At 67.3% G+C, this 18,330-nt stretch carries 18 protein-coding genes; 1 reads left to right on the top strand and 17 read right to left on the bottom strand.

What is annotated here, in order from left to right:
* Nucleotides 1–14 precede the first annotated feature (14 nt).
* Nucleotides 15–869 (bottom strand): lysostaphin resistance A-like protein, encoded by an 855-nt coding sequence (locus AC1Z32_RS01120; protein WP_483476874.1) that lies wholly within the window; start codon nucleotides 867–869, stop codon nucleotides 15–17.
* A 23-nt stretch (nucleotides 870–892) separates the two neighbouring features.
* Nucleotides 893–2,143 (bottom strand): NAD(P)/FAD-dependent oxidoreductase, encoded by a 1,251-nt coding sequence (locus tag AC1Z32_RS01115; RefSeq protein WP_483476873.1) that lies wholly within the window; start codon nucleotides 2,141–2,143, stop codon nucleotides 893–895.
* 130 nt (nucleotides 2,144–2,273) lie between these two features.
* Here AC1Z32_RS01115 and AC1Z32_RS01110 point away from each other — a divergent pair, with 130 nt between their 5' ends.
* Nucleotides 2,274–3,014, top strand: coding sequence for a class I SAM-dependent methyltransferase (locus AC1Z32_RS01110; RefSeq protein WP_483476872.1), 741 nt, complete (start codon nucleotides 2,274–2,276; stop codon nucleotides 3,012–3,014).
* A 52-nt stretch (nucleotides 3,015–3,066) separates the two neighbouring features.
* On the opposite strand, the gene AC1Z32_RS01105 is transcribed toward AC1Z32_RS01110, so the two are convergent.
* The 15 genes from AC1Z32_RS01105 to AC1Z32_RS01035 are packed head-to-tail and all read right to left on the bottom strand — an operon-like array spanning nucleotide 3,067 to nucleotide 18,329.
* The gene (locus AC1Z32_RS01105) at nucleotides 3,067–3,501 is read right to left on the bottom strand and encodes an excinuclease ABC subunit A (protein ID WP_483476871.1); all 435 of its coding nucleotides are present in this window, start codon (nucleotides 3,499–3,501) and stop codon (nucleotides 3,067–3,069) included.
* A 25-nt stretch (nucleotides 3,502–3,526) separates the two neighbouring features.
* Nucleotides 3,527–3,952 carry a hypothetical protein gene (locus AC1Z32_RS01100; protein WP_483476870.1) on the bottom strand — a complete coding sequence of 142 codons (426 nt, stop codon included), beginning with the start codon at nucleotides 3,950–3,952 and terminating at the stop codon, nucleotides 3,527–3,529.
* 21 nt (nucleotides 3,953–3,973) lie between these two features.
* The gene (locus AC1Z32_RS01095) at nucleotides 3,974–5,221 is read right to left on the bottom strand and encodes a beta-ketoacyl-[acyl-carrier-protein] synthase family protein (RefSeq protein WP_483478173.1); all 1,248 of its coding nucleotides are present in this window, start codon (nucleotides 5,219–5,221) and stop codon (nucleotides 3,974–3,976) included.
* Nucleotides 5,221–6,447 carry a beta-ketoacyl-ACP synthase gene (locus tag AC1Z32_RS01090; protein ID WP_483476869.1) on the bottom strand — a complete coding sequence of 409 codons (1,227 nt, stop codon included), beginning with the start codon at nucleotides 6,445–6,447 and terminating at the stop codon, nucleotides 5,221–5,223. The genes AC1Z32_RS01095 and AC1Z32_RS01090 overlap by 1 nt, the downstream gene beginning before the upstream one ends.
* Entirely contained in the window at nucleotides 6,447–7,172 is a 726-nt protein-coding gene (locus AC1Z32_RS01085) for a 3-ketoacyl-ACP reductase FabG2 (RefSeq protein ID WP_483476868.1), read from the bottom strand. The genes AC1Z32_RS01090 and AC1Z32_RS01085 overlap by 1 nt, the downstream gene beginning before the upstream one ends.
* The gene (locus AC1Z32_RS01080) at nucleotides 7,169–7,651 is read right to left on the bottom strand and encodes a hotdog family protein (protein ID WP_483476867.1); all 483 of its coding nucleotides are present in this window, start codon (nucleotides 7,649–7,651) and stop codon (nucleotides 7,169–7,171) included. The genes AC1Z32_RS01085 and AC1Z32_RS01080 overlap by 4 nt, the downstream gene beginning before the upstream one ends.
* A gap of 38 nt (nucleotides 7,652–7,689) precedes the next feature.
* A complete protein-coding gene (locus AC1Z32_RS01075) occupies nucleotides 7,690–8,874 on the bottom strand; it encodes a beta-ketoacyl-[acyl-carrier-protein] synthase family protein (RefSeq protein WP_483476866.1) in 1,185 nt (394 codons plus the stop codon).
* Entirely contained in the window at nucleotides 8,871–11,288 is a 2,418-nt protein-coding gene (locus tag AC1Z32_RS01070; protein WP_483476865.1) for an MMPL family transporter, read from the bottom strand. Before AC1Z32_RS01070 ends, AC1Z32_RS01075 begins: the two co-directional genes overlap by 4 nt.
* Nucleotides 11,285–11,980, bottom strand: a complete 696-nt coding sequence (locus tag AC1Z32_RS01065; RefSeq protein WP_483476864.1) for a LolA family protein — start codon at nucleotides 11,978–11,980, stop codon at nucleotides 11,285–11,287. Before AC1Z32_RS01065 ends, AC1Z32_RS01070 begins: the two co-directional genes overlap by 4 nt.
* Complete coding sequence (locus AC1Z32_RS01060; protein WP_483476863.1) at nucleotides 11,968–12,405, bottom strand: acyl-CoA thioesterase; 438 nt, start codon at nucleotides 12,403–12,405, stop codon at nucleotides 11,968–11,970. Before AC1Z32_RS01060 ends, AC1Z32_RS01065 begins: the two co-directional genes overlap by 13 nt.
* Complete coding sequence (locus AC1Z32_RS01055) at nucleotides 12,398–13,990, bottom strand: HAL/PAL/TAL family ammonia-lyase (protein WP_483476862.1); 1,593 nt, start codon at nucleotides 13,988–13,990, stop codon at nucleotides 12,398–12,400. Before AC1Z32_RS01055 ends, AC1Z32_RS01060 begins: the two co-directional genes overlap by 8 nt.
* Nucleotides 13,977–15,734, bottom strand: coding sequence for a glycosyltransferase family 2 protein (locus AC1Z32_RS01050; RefSeq protein WP_483476861.1), 1,758 nt, complete (start codon nucleotides 15,732–15,734; stop codon nucleotides 13,977–13,979). The genes AC1Z32_RS01055 and AC1Z32_RS01050 overlap by 14 nt, the downstream gene beginning before the upstream one ends.
* Complete coding sequence (locus tag AC1Z32_RS01045) at nucleotides 15,731–17,434, bottom strand: ApeI family dehydratase (protein WP_483476860.1); 1,704 nt, start codon at nucleotides 17,432–17,434, stop codon at nucleotides 15,731–15,733. Before AC1Z32_RS01045 ends, AC1Z32_RS01050 begins: the two co-directional genes overlap by 4 nt.
* On the bottom strand, nucleotides 17,431–18,081 hold the full coding sequence (locus tag AC1Z32_RS01040; RefSeq protein WP_483476859.1) for a COG4648 family protein: 651 nt from the start codon (nucleotides 18,079–18,081) through the stop codon (nucleotides 17,431–17,433). The genes AC1Z32_RS01045 and AC1Z32_RS01040 overlap by 4 nt, the downstream gene beginning before the upstream one ends.
* Nucleotides 18,078–18,329 carry an acyl carrier protein gene (locus AC1Z32_RS01035; RefSeq protein ID WP_483478172.1) on the bottom strand — a complete coding sequence of 84 codons (252 nt, stop codon included), beginning with the start codon at nucleotides 18,327–18,329 and terminating at the stop codon, nucleotides 18,078–18,080. The genes AC1Z32_RS01040 and AC1Z32_RS01035 overlap by 4 nt, the downstream gene beginning before the upstream one ends.
* Nucleotide 18,330: the final 1 nt, after the last annotated feature.

Below are 18,330 nucleotides of genomic sequence, written 5' to 3'. Positions count from 1 at the left end.
AGCCGAAGCTCGACTCACAACCCGCCGACGCGCTGTAGCATCGGATACGTGAACAGCGAAAAGTGCATCACGTTCAAGCCGAAGTGGGCCATGATCGCGGCTGATAATCCGCCGAAACGATACGCGAGCCCATATCCGATCCCGGCAACACTGCCGAGCACGATCCATTGCCATCCGCCGGCAATGTGAGCCATGCCGAACAATCCGGCAGCGACAAATAAGGCAATCGCACGCCCGCGACGCCAACGCTCAAGAAGCCGCTCCAGCCCACCCTGTATGTAGCCGCGAAACAGCGCCTCCTCGGTGAGCGAGACAAGCAGCAGATTGTTGAGCATCCATAGCCAGCCATCGGCGGGCCACTTCGGAGCCCACGCCACGAGCCCAAGCGTCAGGGCAATCGCCAGACAGACCGCTGCCGTGACCAGCGAGCCGATGACCCCGTACGACAACGACACGCGCAAGCCCTGCGACGACCGGATCCACGGCACCGCCAGGAGCAGCCAGAAACCGATCAGGGGCTTGTCGAGATTGAGATACATCGTGAAGGGCACGGCGTCCGGCGTGAAGCGCACAGGGCCGATGACCCGAAGGTTATGAAACCCCGGAAGCCAATGCATGCTGAGCGCGATGGCAAGCGCGACAAAAAGCGCGTGCCCTGCATATCGAACGTACTGGCGGCGCCTGGGCGACACCACGTATGCGGCGAGAAAGAGGAGCGAGACAGGGACCACGGCCCAGGTTCCGAGATGCCCCTTCATCAGCGCGGCGCCATATCCCACGAGCAGCAGGCTCAGACCCAGCCATCGGGACGAAACAATGCACGTGGCTGGCGCCGCCAGGAAGATCGCGATCCACGGCAATGCTGACATAGGCACCTCGAACATAGCTCAGATCAGCGCTCGAATTGCGCGCACACCTGATGCAGCGCATTCAGGCGCCGCACCGGTTCGACGACATAGGGATTCGTTTCATCCCACGCATACCCGGCCAGCAACGCGCTGATCATGCGGCGAATCACCGGCGTCTGCTCACGCGAGAAGATGATGTCCTGCAGCTTCCCCGTGTACCACGCCTCGACGAACGCGCGGAACGTGTCGATACCCTTGCGCAGCGGAACATCGTATTGCGCATTCCAGTCGACGGCCTCGCCATTCAACTGACGCGCGAGCGTCTCGACAGCAAGATGCGCCGAACGCAGCGCGATCGTCACGCCCGAAGAGAACACGGGATCGAGAAACTCGCCCGCATTGCCGAGCAGTGCGTAACCTGCGCCATGCAGCCGCTCGACGTTCGCCGCATAACCGCCGATGTGTCTCACCGGCATCAGGAAAGGCGCATCGCCGATCAGGCGGTTCAGCGTCGGCTCGCTTCGAATCAGCGATCGCAGCTTGTCCTCGCGCCCGGCTTCCGGCACATCGAGAAACGCCGCTTCCGCGACACATCCCACGGACGAGCGGCCGTTCGCCAGAGGAATCATCCAGAACCAGACGTCGCGATGCTCGGGATGCACGGCGACCGTGATCTTGTTGCGATCGTGCACGCCGGCCGGAATGCCGTCGCGCACATGCGTGAAGATGGCCGCGCGCGTCGGCATGCGGGTCGGCGCTTCGAGGTTCAAGAGACGCGGCAGCACGCGCCCGAAACCGCTTGCATCGAGCACGAAGCGCGCATTCACCCGATACCGCGTGCCCGCTTCATCGGCGACTTCGAGGGTCGGGGCATCGCCCGTGTTCATCGCGAGCACCGAATGCCCGAAGCGCACTTCGGCCCCCTGCTCCGCCGCGCAGCGGATCAGCAGGTCGTCGAACACCGCGCGCTCGACCTGGTACGTCGTGCCCCAGCCGTCCGAATGCTTGTCGCGGAAGTCGTACGCCGACATCTGATCGCGGTAGACGAACTGCGCGCCGTTCTTGTACTGGAAGCCGGCCTCCACGACGGCACGCAGCATGCCCGCTTCCTCCAGATACGCCATGCTTTGCGGCAACAGACTTTCGCCGATGGAGAAGCGCGGAAAGTGCTGCCGCTCGAGCACGAGCACGGAGCGCCCCGCGCGGCGCAGCAGCGCCGCCGCGACAGCGCCCGAAGGTCCCGCACCGATAATCGCGACATCAACCGTAGCATTCATCAAACATTCCTTATTCATTGCTGTTTCCCGTACGTTCCCGCTTCGCACCGTATCGCGCATACGACGCTCGCACGAAGCCTCAGCGATTACAATGCGAGCCGATCACGTACTCAAAGAGTCGACCACTACTTCCTTACCGGACACAATCGTGCAGAACACCGAATCATCCAGCGTGCCGTTCGTTGCGGAGACGGCCTTCGGCGTCTGGTTCCTGCGCACGCATACGTGGGAGCATCACGTGCTGCGCGTCGCCATCGACGATCTCAAAAGCCTGATCGATGCACCGCTGCCCGCGCAGCCCGTGATCGTCGATGTCGGCTGCGGCCAGGGCATTTCGTTCCGGCTGCTGGCGCAAACGTTCAAGCCGCGGCGCATCGTCGGCATCGATTTCCACGAGCCGTCGCTCGCCCTCGCCGCCCGATCCGCGCGCGCATGCGAAGCCAATCCCGAAACCGCCGCAACACGCATCGACCTGCTGCACGGCGACTGCGCCAATCTCCCGCTGCCCGACGCAAGCGCCGATATCGTCTTCTGCCACCAGACGTTTCATCATCTCGTCGAACAGGAGCGCGCGCTGGCCGAGTTCCGCCGCGTGCTCAAGCCGGGCGGCGTGCTGCTGTTCGCCGAATCGACGGATGCCTACATCAAGTCGTGGGTCATCCGCCTGCTGTTCCGTCATCCGATGCAAGTGCAAAAGAGCGCCGACGGCTATCTCCACATGATCCGCAACGGCGGCTTCAGCTTCGGACCCCGCAACGTTTCGCTGCCCTACCTGTGGTGGAGCCGCGCGAAGGATTTCGGCCTGCTGGAGCGCATCGGTCTCTACACGCCGAAACCCGGCAAGCGGCGCGAGACCCTCGTCAACGTCGCGGCAACGAAGTCCGCCTGAGCACGCGCGTCGGCGCGCATCGCTGCGATGCGCGCCGCAACTGCCTTCCGCCTTACTTCCTGAGCGTCACCACTTCGCCCTTCAGGGCGACGCCCGCCATCACCGCGCCTGCACCGCAAGTGAACTCCGTCGCGCTTTCCCGCACCGCGTTCTTGTAGTTGCTCTTGATGTTGATGACCGCGTTGCCGCCTTCCTTGCGCGCGCGGTCCTGCAACTCCAGCACCGCCGACAGAAACACGTGCTGGCACGCCGCTTCGTCGCTCTTGCCGAATGCGTTGGTCTTCTTGTTGGTCGCGAACTCGCCGAACGACTTCGCGACGCCCGGATGCTTCTGCCCCGCGAAATACAGCGGGATAGCCACGTCGACCTTGCCGGCCTCGCTGTTGAGCGCGGCTTCGACGGGATAATTCGCGATCGTGTCCCGCGCGAACGCATGCGACGACAGCACGCTCGCAACGGCTGCCACGCAGATCATCTGACGCTTCATGGTTGTTACCCCCGTAGTGGTTGGCTTACTCGGTATCGAGCTGCACGATGTCGCCGCTCACGGCAAGCGTCGAGCCGTTGTTGCTCGCGCCGCACGTGAAGTCCGTCGCCGACGACGACTCCGTACGCTGGAAGCGCGTCTTCACGTTGATGACGGCATTCGCCTGACGCGTGCGCGCATAGTCACGCAGTTCCTTGACCGCCTTGCCGAGCGCGGCGTTGCACGTTGCCTCCTGACCTTCCATCTCGCGCGGCACGCGCACGCGCACTTCCTTGGTCTCCAGCATCTTCTTGACGCTGGCGTGCGTCTGATCGCCGAAGTACATCGCGACGCCCTGCTTGTCCTGCGTCTTCACTTCGGCGGGGATCGGCATCGAGCGGATCTTCGTCGTACAACCGGCTTGCGAAATCACGATGCCGGCGACCAGCCCCAACAGAATCTTTGTTTTCATTCTTAATTTCACTCTGATTGTTTATCGATTCGAGCCCGTAACTGCGCCGACGGGCGACGGTCCAACTTCCTTGAACATCAGGCTCGCGCAGCTCCCGCCGAAGCCGAACGACACCGACAACGCACTGGCGATACGCGCTTCACGCGTCGACTGCACGAGCGGCATATCGCGCACGAGCGGGTCTGGCGAATCGATCCGCCCCGTTCCCGCGATGAAGCCATCGCGCATCATCAGCAGCGTGTAGATCGCCTCGTGCACACCGCACGCGCCGAGCGGATGTCCCGTCATGCCCTTGGTCGACGAGAACGGCGGCACGTGCGCCCCGAACACCGCCCGCAATGCGCGCAGCTCCCCGGCATCGCCGAGCGGCGTCGAAGGCGCCTGCGTGTTGATGTAGGCGGGTGGCTCGCCCGCCGCGTCGAGCGCCATGCGCAACGCGCGCGCGATGCCATCGCTGTGCGGCGTCACCATGCCCGCGCCGTCGGTGCTCTCGCCGAAGCCCGTCAGTTCCGCGTAGATGCGCGCGCCGCGCGCGAGCGCGTGATCGAGCGCTTCCAGCACCAGCACGCCCGCGCCGGAGCCGATAACGAAACCGTCGCGCGCGGTGTCGTAGGGGCGCGAGGCGCGTGACGGCGTGTCGTTGAAGCCGCGCGACAACGCGTGCATCGCATCGAACATCAGCGTCATGTTGTCGTGCAGCGCTTCGCTGCCGCCCGCGAGCACGACCTGCTGCCGTCCGGTCTGAACGAGCTGCATCGCCTGTCCGATCGCGAGCGCCGATGTCGTGCACGCCGACGAAGGCGAATACGCGACGCCCTCGATGCCGAACGTCTGCACGACGTTCGCCGACGCCGTGCTGCTCATCGCCCGCGGCACCGTGAACGGCGGCGTTCTGTCGACGCCGTGCGCATGAACGACGGCGAGCGCCGCGTCGTACTCCGCCATCGCGCCGACGCCCGAGCCGATCACCGCGCCGACCTTCGGCGAGCGCAACGCCGCGTAATCGAGCCGCGCATCGTCGATCGCCTTGCGCGCCGCGTGACAGGCGAAGCGCGCCGTGTCGCCCATGAAGCGTTCCAGCTTGCGGTCGAACGGCGGCTCGTTCGCGACCGACGCCACCGCCGCGACCTGCGAGCCGAAGCCGCGCTCGCGCCACGCGTCGATGCGCGTCACGCCGCATCGTCCGGCGCGCAACGCATCGCTCACCGTGTCGAGCGAATTGCCGAGACACGAGACAATGCCCATGCCCGTCACGACGACGCGCTGCATCATCGAACGCGCCTGAAAATCAGCGACGTGTTGATGCCGCCGAACGCGAAGTTGTTGCTCATCACGTATTCGGCGTCGATCGCGCGTCCGGCGCCTGCAATGTAGTCGAGCGGCGCGCACGCGGGATCGACCTCGGTGAGATTGAGCGTCGGCGCAAACCAGTTGCGCTTCATCATTTCGATGGTCCACCACGCTTCGATCGCGCCGCACGCGCCGAGCGTATGGCCGACGTAGCTCTTGAGCGAGCTGATCGGCATGCGCTCGCCGAAGGTCTGCGCGGTCGCCTGGCTTTCCGCGATATCGCCGCGATCGGTCGACGTGCCATGCGCGTTCACATAAGCGATGGCTTGCGGGCCGAGGCGCGCATCTTCCAGCGCGAGATGCATTGCGCGCGCCATCGTGACCGCCGTCGGCTGCGTCATGTGCGCGCCGTCCGAGTTGCAGCCGAAGCCCACGATCTCCGCGTGTATCGTCGCGCCGCGCGCCTTCGCGTGCTCATATTCTTCGAGCACGAGCGTCGCCGCGCCTTCACCGACCACGAGGCCGTCGCGCTTCGCATCGAACGGACGCGGCGTGAGATGCGGCTCGTCGTTGCGCGTGCTCGTGGCGTAGAGCGTGTCGAACACGGCGACGGCCGGGCCCGACAGTTCTTCCGCGCCGCCCGCGAGCATCAAAGTCTGCTTGCCCGTCGCGATGGCTTCGTACGCGAAGCCGATCGCCTGGCTGCCAGACGCGCACGCCGACGACGTCGGCAGAATGCGGCCCTTCAGATCCCAGAAGAGGCTCACGTTGACGGCGGTCGTGTGCGGCATCATCTGCACGTAGCTGTTCGACGTGACGTCGGTCATCGAGCCGGTCTTGAGCATCGTGCCGAACGCGCGGATCGGCTCGACCGATCCCGACGACGAACCATAGGCCACGCCCATGCGTCCGTCGCTAATCGACGCCTCGCCGGCAAGGCCCGCATCGGCGAGCGCGAGTTCGCTCGCGCGCACGGCGTACGTCGAGACGATGCCCATCGAACGCGTCTTCTTGCGCGGCCACTCGGCGGGCTGTTCGAACGCCGGCAGCGGACAGGCGAGGCGCGTATGCAGCGCTTCGAAGAAATCCCACTCCGGCATGCGCCGCACCGCATTGCGCCCCGCTGTCAGCGCGGCCTCGATTCCATCCCAGCGATCACCCAGCGCCGTGATGCCGCCCATGCCCGTAACGACGACTCGTTTCATCAGATCATCCCGCCATTGACGCCGATCACCTGGCGCGTCACATAGGAAGCCGCATCCGACATCAGGAACCCGACGACGGCGGCCACTTCGCCCGGCTGGCCCACGCGGTTCATCGGCACCGTCTTGAGCGCGTGTTCGACGGGCGCGTCTTCGAGCATGCCGGTCTCGATCAGGCCCGGCGCGACGCAGTTCGCCGTGATGTTGCGCGACGCGAGCTCGACGGCGAGCGCCTTGGTCGCACCGATCAACCCCGCTTTCGCGGCGCTGTAGTTCACCTGACCGCGATTGCCCATCACGCCGGACACCGACGCGATCGTCACGATGCGGCCGCCCTGCTTCGCGCGGACCATCGGCATGGTCAGCGGATGGATCACGTTGTAGAACGCGTCGAGGCCCGTTTCAATCACGACGTCCCAGTCATCGCCGGTCAGCGCGGGAAACGCCGCATCGCGCGTCACGCCCGCGCTGCACACGATGCCGTAGTACGCGCCGTGCGCGGCGACGTCGGCTTCGAGCGCCTCGCGGCATGCGGCGCGGTCGCGCACGTCGAACTGCACGACGCGCGCCGAGCCGCCCTGCGCGGCGATGCCCGCCGTCACCGCTTCGGCTTCGGCGCGGCCCGTGCGGCAATGCACGGAGACGGCGAAGCCATCGGCGGCCAGTTGATACGCAATGGCGCGGCCAATGCCTCGGCTTGCGCCGGTAACGAGAACGCGGCGGCTCATGAACTGAAGCTCCCTTCGATGAACGTCTGAAAATCGTGCGGCTGATAGATCTTGATGACGGCATCCGCATAGCGCTCGCCGTCGTGATCGATCGTGCATTCGTAGGCGCCGTGGCCTTCTTCGCTGCGCAGCACTTCGCGCACGCCAATGTCGAGCCGCGCGTCGCGCGCGAACGCGCTCACGTGCGCCTGATAGCTGCGCGTGCCGAGCAGCACGCCGGGGCGCGCGCGGCCGCCCGCGCGCATCGCGATCAGCGCGACATGCGCGGCCACGCCCTGCGCCATCAGCTCGATGCCGATCCACGCGGGCATCGCGCCGCGTTCGTCCGCGTACCACGCGCCGGCGCGCACGGTCGCGCGCGCGGTCAGCGCATCGTCGCTGCATGAGGTGACGTCGTCCATCAGCAGCATCGTGCCGCGATGAGGAATGAGCTCGCTGATCGGAGGAAAGACTTCGATGTGTTCTTCAATGCATGTCATGTCGCTGTCCGCTGTGCTGTGCTGGCCGTTCATCGTCGTCAACCCGCGAGTATCAGGCTGACGTTGCTGCCGCCGAACGCAAAGGAATTGCTCATCACGTAGCGCGTTCCCGCTTCGCGCGACAGGCGGCGCTCCGTTTCGACGAGATCGAGCGCGGGCAATGCGGTATCGGCTGCGCCGTCCCATCGATGCAGCGGCAAGGGCACGTCGTCGCGCGCGAGCGTGAGCCAGGCGAAGCCGAGTTCCGTCGCGCCCGCCGCGCCGAGCAGATGCCCCGTGAACGGCTTGGTGCCGCTCGCGGGCACGCCGTTCGCGAACACGCGCGCCATCATGCGCGCTTCCATCTCGTCGTTCTTGCGCGTGGCGGTGGCGTGCAGATTCACGTAGCCGATATCGTCAGCCGTCACGCCCGCGTCCGCGAGCGCCGCGCGCAACGCCCGTTCCCCGCCGACGCCGTGCGGATCGGGCGCCGACACATGATGCGCGTCGCTCGATTCGCCCGCGCCGGCGAGCCGCACGGCGCCTTCGTCGCGCGTCATCAGAAACACGGCCGCGCCTTCGCCTATGTTGATGCCGTTACGATTGCGGCTCATCGGGTTGGTCCGCGTGAGGCTCGTCGAGTCGAGCGACGCGAAGCCCTGCACGGTCAGCTCGCACAGCGTATCGACGCCGCCGACGATCATCGCGTCGCACAGGTTCAGTTGCAAAAGACGCCGCGCCGCCGCGAACGCCTTTGCGCTCGATGTGCAGGCCGTCGAAATCGTGAACGCCGGGCCTTGCACGTTCAGCGCCGCAGCCGCAAAGGGCGCCGCCGTGCCGATCTCCATCTGCCGATAGTCGAAGCTCTCCGGCAGGCAGCCGGTTTCCGCCCGATGCGCAAACGCCTCTTCCGCCGCGCTCACGCCCGACGTGCTGGTGCCGAGCACGATGCCGATGCGCGCCGACCCATAGCGCTCGCGGGCCGCTTCGATGGCGGGACGAATCTGCCCGAGCGCGGCGAGCAGCATGCGGTTGTTGCGGCAATCGAAGCGCGCGAGCGCGGGCGAAGGCGCGATATCGAGCGAAGCGTTTACGCGGCCGACGAACGCGTCGCCGTTTTTCAGGCGCATCGGTCCCATGCCGGGCGATTGCGACGAGGCAAGCGCGGAAGCGATCGAATCGGTGTCGGCGCCGAGTGCGTTGATCATGCCGAGCGCATGCAGAAATACCGGTGACAACGTCATGCGTTTCTTCTCCCTTCAGCCGGCATGCCCATCGGCGCGAGCAGCACCGACACGAGGATGCCGAGCGCGAGCGTCGCGCCGAAGCTCTTCAGCGCGGGCATCGCGCTCATGCCGAGCATGCCGAACGACAGCAGCGTGGTCGCCGCCGACAGCAGCACGCCCGTCCATACCGCGCCGAGGTCGGCGTTCTCGCGCAGACATCCTTCGCGCAGGAACACCGCGTAGTTCGCGCCGACGCCGAGCACCAGCATCAACGCGAGGCAGTTGAACAGATTGAGCGGCACGCGCGCGTAGCCGAAGACCGCCAGCGTCACGCCGACGGCAAGCAGCACGGGCAGCGTCGTCGCGAGCCCGCCGCGCAGCCGATAGCGCGCGATCAGCAGCATGAGCACGAGCAGCAGCGCGCCGCCGAGCCACATGCCGCTATCGACGCGATACGCGCCGAACAGCTTCGATACGCTCGCCGCCTTGTCGACGAACGCGACGCCTTCGACGGCGCGCGCCGTCGCGACGAGCGCCGGCAGATTGCGCGGCGTCACGCGCCGCGGCATCACGATGGCCGCGTAGCCGCGCCGGCCGTTCGCATCGAACGCGCCGAGCCACAGGTGCACGTACGGCTTCGACCAGCGCGCCGCGAGCCAGCGCTCGACGGTCAACGGCTGCGCGTCCGCCTGCTTGAACGACGCGATCCACGCGTCGGCAATCTCGTCGCGGAAACCGGCTTGCAGCAGCGTCGCGCGCAATGCGGCGGGATCGGCGAACATGTGTTGCGCGAGCGCCGCGCGCGCTTCGGCCTGCCGGCGCGCGGACGGCACGAATTGCGTGACCGAGCGCCAGCCGTCGGCGGATTCGTCGCCGCTCAGTGCGTCGAGCTTCGCGCCGAGCGCTTCCGCGCGCTCCAGCACCGCTTCCTCCGACGCGCCCTGCACCACGAAAAACTGCGCGGTGTTGTCGACGCCGACCGCTTCGCGCACCTGATTTTCCTGCGCGACCAATGCCGGATCGCGCTGGATCAGCAGATGAATGTCGTCGTCGCTCGTGAGCAGCAGCCAGCCCGGCGCCGAGAGCGCGACGAGCACGACCGCGACGAGCCACGAACGCCGCGCGCCGATTGCGGCCTGCCAGCGCGCGAGCAGCACGGCCGCGCGCGCGAAGAGACGCCGCTGCGTGGCTTTCGGCCCCTTCGGGAGCATCGCGGGAAGCAGCCACATCACGGACGCGAACGCGACGCCGATGCCTGTCATCGCGAAGCACGCGATCTGCTTGAGCGCGGGAAACGGCGCCCACGCGAGAATCGCGTAACCGAGCAGACTGGTGGCGAGCGCCACGGCCAGCGCGGGCCGCACCGAGCGCGCGCCGCGCGCCGCATCCCAGCCGCGCGGCGCGCCGAGATAGACGACGAAGTACTGAATCGAATAATCGACGGCCTCGCCGATCAGACTCGCGCCGAACACGAGCGTCAGCAGGTGCAGCTTGCCGAACACGCACATCGTGAGCGCCAGCGCGCAGACGATGCCGAGCGCCGTCGACAGAAAACCGAGCAGCAGCAGGCGCGGCGAGCGGAACACCCAGAGCATCAGGAGCGCGATGCCGCACGCGGACGCGATGCCGATCAGATGCACTTCGCGCTCCGATGCGCTGCGCGCCGACTCCGCGTAAAACACGGCGCCCGCCCGCGCGACGGCCGCATCGGGCCACGCCGTTCGCAACGACGCTTCGGCGCGCGCCGCCGCCGACAACACCGCGCGCTGCGTGCGCGATTCATACGCGGACCCGTGCAGCGTCGTGACGACGAGCACGCTCGTGGTGTCACCGCGATGCGCGACGAGCAGGTTGTCTTCGAGATCCAGATTCGATGTTGCGAGCGGCAGTTCCGCCAGCCAGTGCTCGAGCCAGCCGAACGGATCGTCCGCGAGCTGCGTGGCGAGCGGGCCGTGCACCGGGTTGTAGATGCGCCGCATCAGCACGTTGCGCAGCCTGGCCGCGCCGTTCGATGCATTCGCGAGCGAGTCGCGGTCGTCGCGCGTCAGCAGGCCGAAGCGATACGGCGTGTACAGCGCGCCGATCCGCGCGATATCGAACGGCGGCAGCTCCGCCGTCACGGACGCGAACGCGCCGCTCGTGCGCAGCGCCGCGCCGAACTGCTTCGCTGCGGCTTTGGCATGATCCGCGTCGCGGCTCGACACGAGGAACACCGTGCGGTCGCCGAGCGCGTTCGCCAGTTGCTCGACGGCCTTTTCGGCGACGGGGTCCGCTTCCGTCGCGGGGAGCAGCGCGAGCACGTTCGTCTCCAGCGGCGAAGGACCGTTGAAGCGATGGACGCAATACAGCACGGCGACGAGCGCGAGCACGAGCCATGCGGCGCGCACGCGCCACAGCGCCGTCGTCGTGCGCTGCCATTCCCAGGGCGTCATGGCGCTCCCAGCAAGGTGCGCTCGGCGGGCGGAAGGTCGTCGAGCGCTTCGCTCTTCGTGAACTCGATTTGCGTGGCGTCGCCGTTCGCAAGATCGATGCGCAGGCTGCGCAGGAATGCGCCGACCTTCATGTGCAGACCCTTGATCGCCTGCGCGAGCTGCGGCTGGTTCGGCTTCAAGACCAGCGACCAGTCTGACGCGGAGCCTTGCACGTCGACATCGAACTGCGAGTACAGCGCGGACAGATCTCCGCCGAGCATCGCGCGCATCATCTTCGATACCTGCGCGACGCCGCGTACGCCCTGCGCCCCCTGTGCGCCCTTCGTGCCGATGCGCTTGCCGTTCGCATCGAGCTGGGTGACGCCCGCATCAGTGATCACGTAAGCCGCCTCGTACGGCGTATCCACGCGCCAGATCGCGCCGCGCTCGCGATAGAACACGAGCGAGCCCGTGCTGAGGAGCGGCTGCTTCATCGCCGAGAGCGTCTGCGTTTGCGTGAACTGCGCGCGCACGCCCTTCATCTGCGCGAGCCGCGATGTCACTTGCGAGACGAGCGCCGCGTTGCCGTTCGCGCCCGGCGCGGGCATTGCCGCGCGCGCATGCGGCGCAAGCGGCATGAGACACGCGCTCGCCGCGAACAGCAGCGCGAACACCGCCTTGTGCGCGCCGCGGGAATTCGTCAACGCGCCCATACGCGCTCCAGCTTCTCGAACACGACGGGCGGCGACACGAACTGAAGCGCCTGCGTGGCGGCTTCCACGGCGACCTGAATCGTGTAGCCCTTGGTCAGCCGCTGGCCGGTCGCGCAATCGACCAGTTCATAGCCGATCTTCAGGCGGTTTTCATATTCGAGGAGTTCCGTGCACACCTCGATGCGTTGGCCGTAAATGGCGGGACGCACGTATTTCAGATGCGCCTCGACGACCGGCCACACATAACCCGAAGCCTGCATCTCGCGATAGTCGTAGTCGAATGCGCGCTGCAGCGCCGCGCGCCCTGCTTCGAAATACTTCAGATAGTGGCCGTGCCAGCACACGTTCATCGCATCGACATCGTGAAACGGCACTTCGACGATCGCGCTCGCCTTGAGCGTGCGGTTCTCGATGACGTCAGCCATGACGCGCATCCTCCGCGTCCGCATCGGCCAGCGCGCAGCCCGCGATGCGCTGCGTCAATGCACGCAGATCGCTTTCCAGCGCGCGGTCCTCGGCGACGAACGGCGAGATCGACGCGACCGTATCCGCAAATGCGCGCAATGCGGCGGGCACGGGTGTCGACGGATCGAGACGCAGGCGCAGATTCAACGCCTGCACGGTGGCGAGCGTATGCGCCGCCGCCACCTGCTCCGTCAGCTCGAGCACGCGCAGGCAATCGCGCGCGGCGATCGTGCCCATGCTGACCTTGTCCTGATTGTGGGCTTCCGTCGAGCGCGAAAACACGCTCGCGGGCATCGTGTGCTTCAACGCCTCGGCCGTCCATGCCGACGCCGAAATCTGCACGGCCTTGAAGCCGTGATTGATCGGCGCGCGCGCCCGGTCCGCGCCCGTCAGATTGCGCGGCAGGCCGTTGCTGAATTTATCGTCGACGATCAGCGCGAGCTGGCGGTCCATCAGGTCCGCGAGATTGGCGACGGCCGTCTTCAGCGCATCCATCGCGAACGCGATATGGCCGCCGTAGAAGTTGCCGCCGTGCAGCACGCGCTCGGCGTCCGGATCGATCAGCGGATTGTCGTTCGCGCTGTTGAGCTCGTTCTCGATGTCGCGGCGCATCCATGACAGCGCATCCGCCGCCACGCCGATCACATGCGGCGCGCACCGGATCGAATAGCGGTCCTGCAGACGATGGCCCGGCGTGTCGTCGCGGCCCGCGAGATCGGCGCGGATCCACGCGGCGGCTTCGGCCTGGCCCGCGTGCGGCTTCACCGCGAAGATCGTCGCGTCGAAGTGCGCGGCGCGGCCGTCGAGCGCCACCGTCGAAAGCGCCGTGAGCCGCGCGGCGAGCCGCGTCAGATGACGGGCGCGCGCGAACGCGAGACAGGCGAGACCGGTCATCACCGCCGTGCCGTTCATCAGCGCGAGTCCTTCCTTCGGCGCGAGCGAAAGCGGCGTCACGCCGAGCGCGGTCCATACGCTCGCGGCGCTCTGCAATGCACCGCCGAACATCACGTCGCGCTCGCCGACCAGCGCCGCCGCCACATACGACAACGGCGTCAGATCGCCGCTCGCGCCGACCGAGCCTTCCGATGGAATGCGCGGCAAGACCCGATGGTTGATGAGGTCCGCGAGCCGTTCGAGCAGCACGAGACGCACGCCGGAAAAGCCGTACGCCAGCGAGTTCAGACGCGCGGCGATCACGGCGAGCGTCTGCGCGTCGTCGAGATATGCGCCCATGCCGCAGCCGTGATAGCGCGTGAGCTGCAGCGGCAAGGCTTCGACGAGTTCCATCGGCACATCGACGACGCATGCGTCGCCGTAGCCGGTGTTCACGCCGTACACGGTCTTGCCCGCCGCGAGATGCCGCCGCAGAAAATCCGCGCCCCGCTCGATGCGCGCGCGCCACGCGGGTTCGCCGTTCAGTGCGACCGGCGCGCGCTGCGTCGCGATCGAAACGATGTCTTCGATCGTCACGCGCCGTCCGCCGAACGTCACCGTCCGCTGCGCGAAGCGTCGCGCGTGTGTGTCAATCAGGTCATGCTCGGACATCGGTGCCTCTGTGCGCGGTGCCATCCGTCATCGTTTTGCCGGGGCGCGCCCAGAAATCGAAGAAGTTGAACCATTGATAGGGTGCCTTGCGGCAATAGTGTTCGAGACGCGACGCGTACCGCTGCGCCCACGCCGCGATGTGCTGCGCGCGCTCGCGGCGCGGCAGGTCGATGCGTTCCGCGAACGGCTCGAAATACAGCCGGTAGCGCGCGCCGGGGCCGCGCTCTTTCAGGCAGAAGAACAGGAAAACGGGACAGCCGAGCGCATGCGCGAGCACGTACGGGCCTTGCGCGAAGGGCGCCGTCGCGCCGAGGAAGTGCGCGTCCGTCGTGCGCCCGGATTCATGCGCGGGCACGCGGTCGCCGACGATCACGAGCAGTTCGCCCGCGTCGATGCGCTCCTTCATCATCATCGACGTCTCGGGGCCGAAGTCGCGCACCTGCACGAGGCGTTTCGCGAAATCGCCATTCGCCGACGACAGGATGCTGTTGAAGCGCTTCGCGTGCTCCGTGTAGACGATGGCCGTCACCTTCGCATGGCCGTTGCGCACCGCGAGCGCGCGCGTCATTTCGAGGTTGCCGAGGTGCGCGCCGATCACGAGCGCGCCGCGCCCGCTCTCGACCAGCGCCTCGAACGGCCCGGGTTCGTCGAACACGACATCGTCCGCGGCGATGCGGCCCGACCACGCCGCGAGCTTGTCCAGCCCCGACTGCGCGAACGCGAGCATCTGCCGGTAAGCGGAGCGCCATCCGGGGCGCGGCGTGCGTTCGCCAGGCGCGGCGTGCTCCAGATGCGCGAAGTATCGATGAGAAGCCGCACGCGCCGCGCTTCCCGTCAGCAGGAAATAACCGACGACCGGATGCAGCCACAGCCCCGTGAATCGCACGCCGAACAGGCGGCAACTGAGCGCGAGCAGCCACATGCCGAGCCGGCTGCCGCGTTCGGCGACACGCCACCAGCCCGAACCCGCGCGCGCGGCGGCGGACGCGCGGCGCGGCATCGCCTTGTGCGCGAGCAGCATCGGCAGACGCAGCAGCATGCCGCACACGAGCCGCGTATGGCTCGCGCTGATGCGCACGTTGTCCCATAAGACGTCGAAGTGCGAGACGCCGTCCTCCGCGTAGACGACGCGCGTCGGAATGGCGCGGAACGCGAGACGCCGCCAGTGGAGACGCACGAGAATCTCGATATCGAAGTCCATGCGCGTGCCGAGCCGCGTGCTGTCGATCAGCGCGCAGGCCGCATCGAGCGGATACAGGCGAAAGCCGCACATCGAATCGCGGATGGTGAACGACAGCGTCTCGATCCACACCCACACATGCGTCACGTAGCGGCCGTAGAGACGCGACTTCGGCACGCTTTCGTCATAAACGGGGCGTCCGAGGATCACCGCGTGCGGCTCGGCGCGGGCGGCCGCGAGGAAACGCGGCACGTCATCGGCGTCATGCTGGCCGTCCGCGTCGATCTGCAATGCATGCGTATAGCCCGCGCGCCGCGCCGCGCGCAGGCCCGCCATCACGGCGGCGCCCTTGCCACCGTTCACGGGCAGACGCCGCAGCGTCATCTGGGCGCCGTAGTGGCACGCGAGCTTCGCGAGCACGGTTTGCGTGGCCTCGTCGCTGCCATCGTCGACGACGATCATCGGCAGGCCGTGCACGCTCAGGCGCGCAACGGTGCCGACGATCGCTTCCTTGTGGTTGTAGATCGGAATGACGATGCACGTCCGCAGGTCCGCGCCGTTCATGCGTGCCCCCGATACACGACCACGCCGGACGAGCAATCGCGCCCGTTCAGACGATATGCGAACTGCACGCGGCGCCGCGCGGCATCGTGCGCGAGCCGCAGATCGAGCACCGCGCCGGGCGGCACGGGCGCCGTGAACTTGAGACGATCGACCGATGCGGCTTCGCGCGTGCCCACGACGTGTTCCGCCGCGAGCCGGATTGCCCAGTCGACCTGCACGACGCCCGGCAGCACCGGATGACCCGGAAAATGGCCGCTGAAATGATCGAGCGTGGGCGGCACGCGCAATTCGTAGTTCAGCGTGTCGCCGTCGCGCGCTTCCGAGAGCACCTCGAAACCCTCGGCGCGCGTGCCGAAAGCCGCCGCGATTGCCGAGACGGGCAGCTTGCCGCGCGCATCGAAAGGCAACGCGATGCGAAAGCGCCAGCGGCGCGGCAGCAGCACCGCGTCGAAGTAGGCGGCGAGATGACGGCGCAGCGTCTTCGCGAGCGATACGCGCCCTTCGCCGCGCAACGCGCCGCTGCCTGCTTCGCTGAGTGCGATCACCGCGCCCACGCGTTCGCGCGACGCCCCCGCGAGCGGCACCACGCACGCCTGCGCCACGAACGGGTGCAGCGCCAGCCGCGCTTCCATTTCGGGCAGCGACACGCGCTTGCCGTCGAGCTTGATCACGCGGTCGAGGCGGCCTTGAAGACGGAACCGGCCGTCGGAGTCGAGGGCGATCGCGTCGTCGGTGCGATGCCAGCCTTCGTGGCCGAGATGCGGCGAGCGCACTTCCAGCGCGCCGTCATCCGCGCGCCGTACGTCGATGCCGTCGAGCGGCCGCCACGACGTCGTTTCGTTCTGTCTGCGCCACGCGATGCCGCCCGTCTCGGTGCTGCCGTAGATCTCGATGGGCGCCGCGCCGAACAGGGCCGCGTAGTCGCGCGCCGCATCTGCCGCGAGCGGTCCGCCCGATGAAAAGAACGCGCGCGGCGCGGGCTTCAGCGCGGCAAAGTCGGACAGCGCCGTCCAGCGCACGAGCTGCGCCGGCGACGACACCATCACGGCCGCGCCGCAGCGCGCGATGCGCGAGCGCACCTGCTGCGGCTCGGCGCAGAGCGCGCGATCGAACGCGCGGCCCGCTGCGAGCGGCCACATCACGCGAAACAGCAGCCCATAAATATGTCGATGCGGCACGCTCGCGAGCATGGTCGCGTCGCCCACGAGCGCGCCCCACTCGCGTTCGAGCGTGCGCACTTCGGCGTCGAACTGCGCGAGCGTCTTGTGAATCGGCTTGGGCGTGCCGCTGCTGCCCGATGTGTAGAGCGTGAGCGGCGCGTGCGGGTCGATGGTCATCGACCAGGATTCTCGTGACGTCGCGGCTTGCGCGTTTATGTCCGCGTCCGTCAGCATGGCGTCGTATGCGCCCGCGAGATCGGCCAGATAGCCGGGCGCCGAGCTGGCGGGAATCACCGGCTCCTTGCCGCAAGCGAACAGCGCGAAGAGCGCGCAGGCAAAGTCGAACGGATCGTCGATGCAAAGCGCGTAGCGGCGCGCCGCCTGCCCGCGCAGCGACAGCGCGAGTGCCGCCGTGCGCTCGCGGAACATCGCGTGCGTGATGATCGCGGCGGCGTCGTTCGCGGTTTGCGCGCGGTCATCGCGGCAGACCGGCGTGAGCGCGTCACGCGACGTGGACAACAATTCGTGCAGCGCGATCATGACGCCTCCGCGCGCCGCGCCCGCGGCAGGATCACCAGATACCGCCACGCGATTTCACCGGCGAGCAGCACGCCGACCAGCCCGTACGCAATCGCGCCGTTGTAGAGCGACCACGCCTGGCGCGGCCAGTACAGCGCCGTATAGAGCGAGAACAGACCGTTCGCGGCGAAGAACGCACACCAGATCTGCGTGACGCGGCGCGTGTGCCGCACGGCGGGCTCGCTGAGATCGGGCGTGCGGATGCGCGCGAACTTCTCGATCATCGACGGACCCTGCACGAGCGTCGAACCGAACGCGATCAGCAGGCCGAGGTTCACGAGAGCGGGGTAGATGTGCAGCAGGCGTTCGCTGTCGGTCCACACGATCGCGGCGGACGCGATGCTCAGCATGAACGCCACCGTCCAGTCGACGCGCGTGAGCCTGCGCAGCGACGCGCCCACCACACCCGTGCCCACGCAGCGCTGCAACCAGATCAACGCGAACAGCAGGCAGCCGACATAGCGCGGCGCATTCCAGAACCACGCGCCCAGGATGACCGCGGGATAGGCGAGCCTGAGCGCGGCGTTCAGTGCGAAGCCAGCCGGGCCGCGCGCGTCGCAAGACGTTTGACTTGCGTCCAGCGCATGAGCGCTCCGCGACGGCATCATTCCTGCGCGACGAGCAGCGACTCGACCGCGGCAACCACATCCGCGACGGTACGCACCGACTTGAATTCTTCCGGCTTGATGCGGCGGCCCGTCATCTCCTGCAGCTTGATCGCGAGATCGACGGCGTCGATGCTGTCCAGATCGAGCTCTTCGAAGAGATGCGCTTCGGGCGTCACGCGCTCGGGCGCAATCCCGAAGTTCTCTTCGAAGATCGCGCGGATGCGCTCAAGGATTTCGGTCTCGGTCACG

The sequence above is a fragment of the Caballeronia sp. 11_S32 genome (assembly GCF_056930355.1).
Note: the sequence above shows the minus strand (reverse complement) of the source record. Positions and strands in the feature narration are given on the sequence as shown.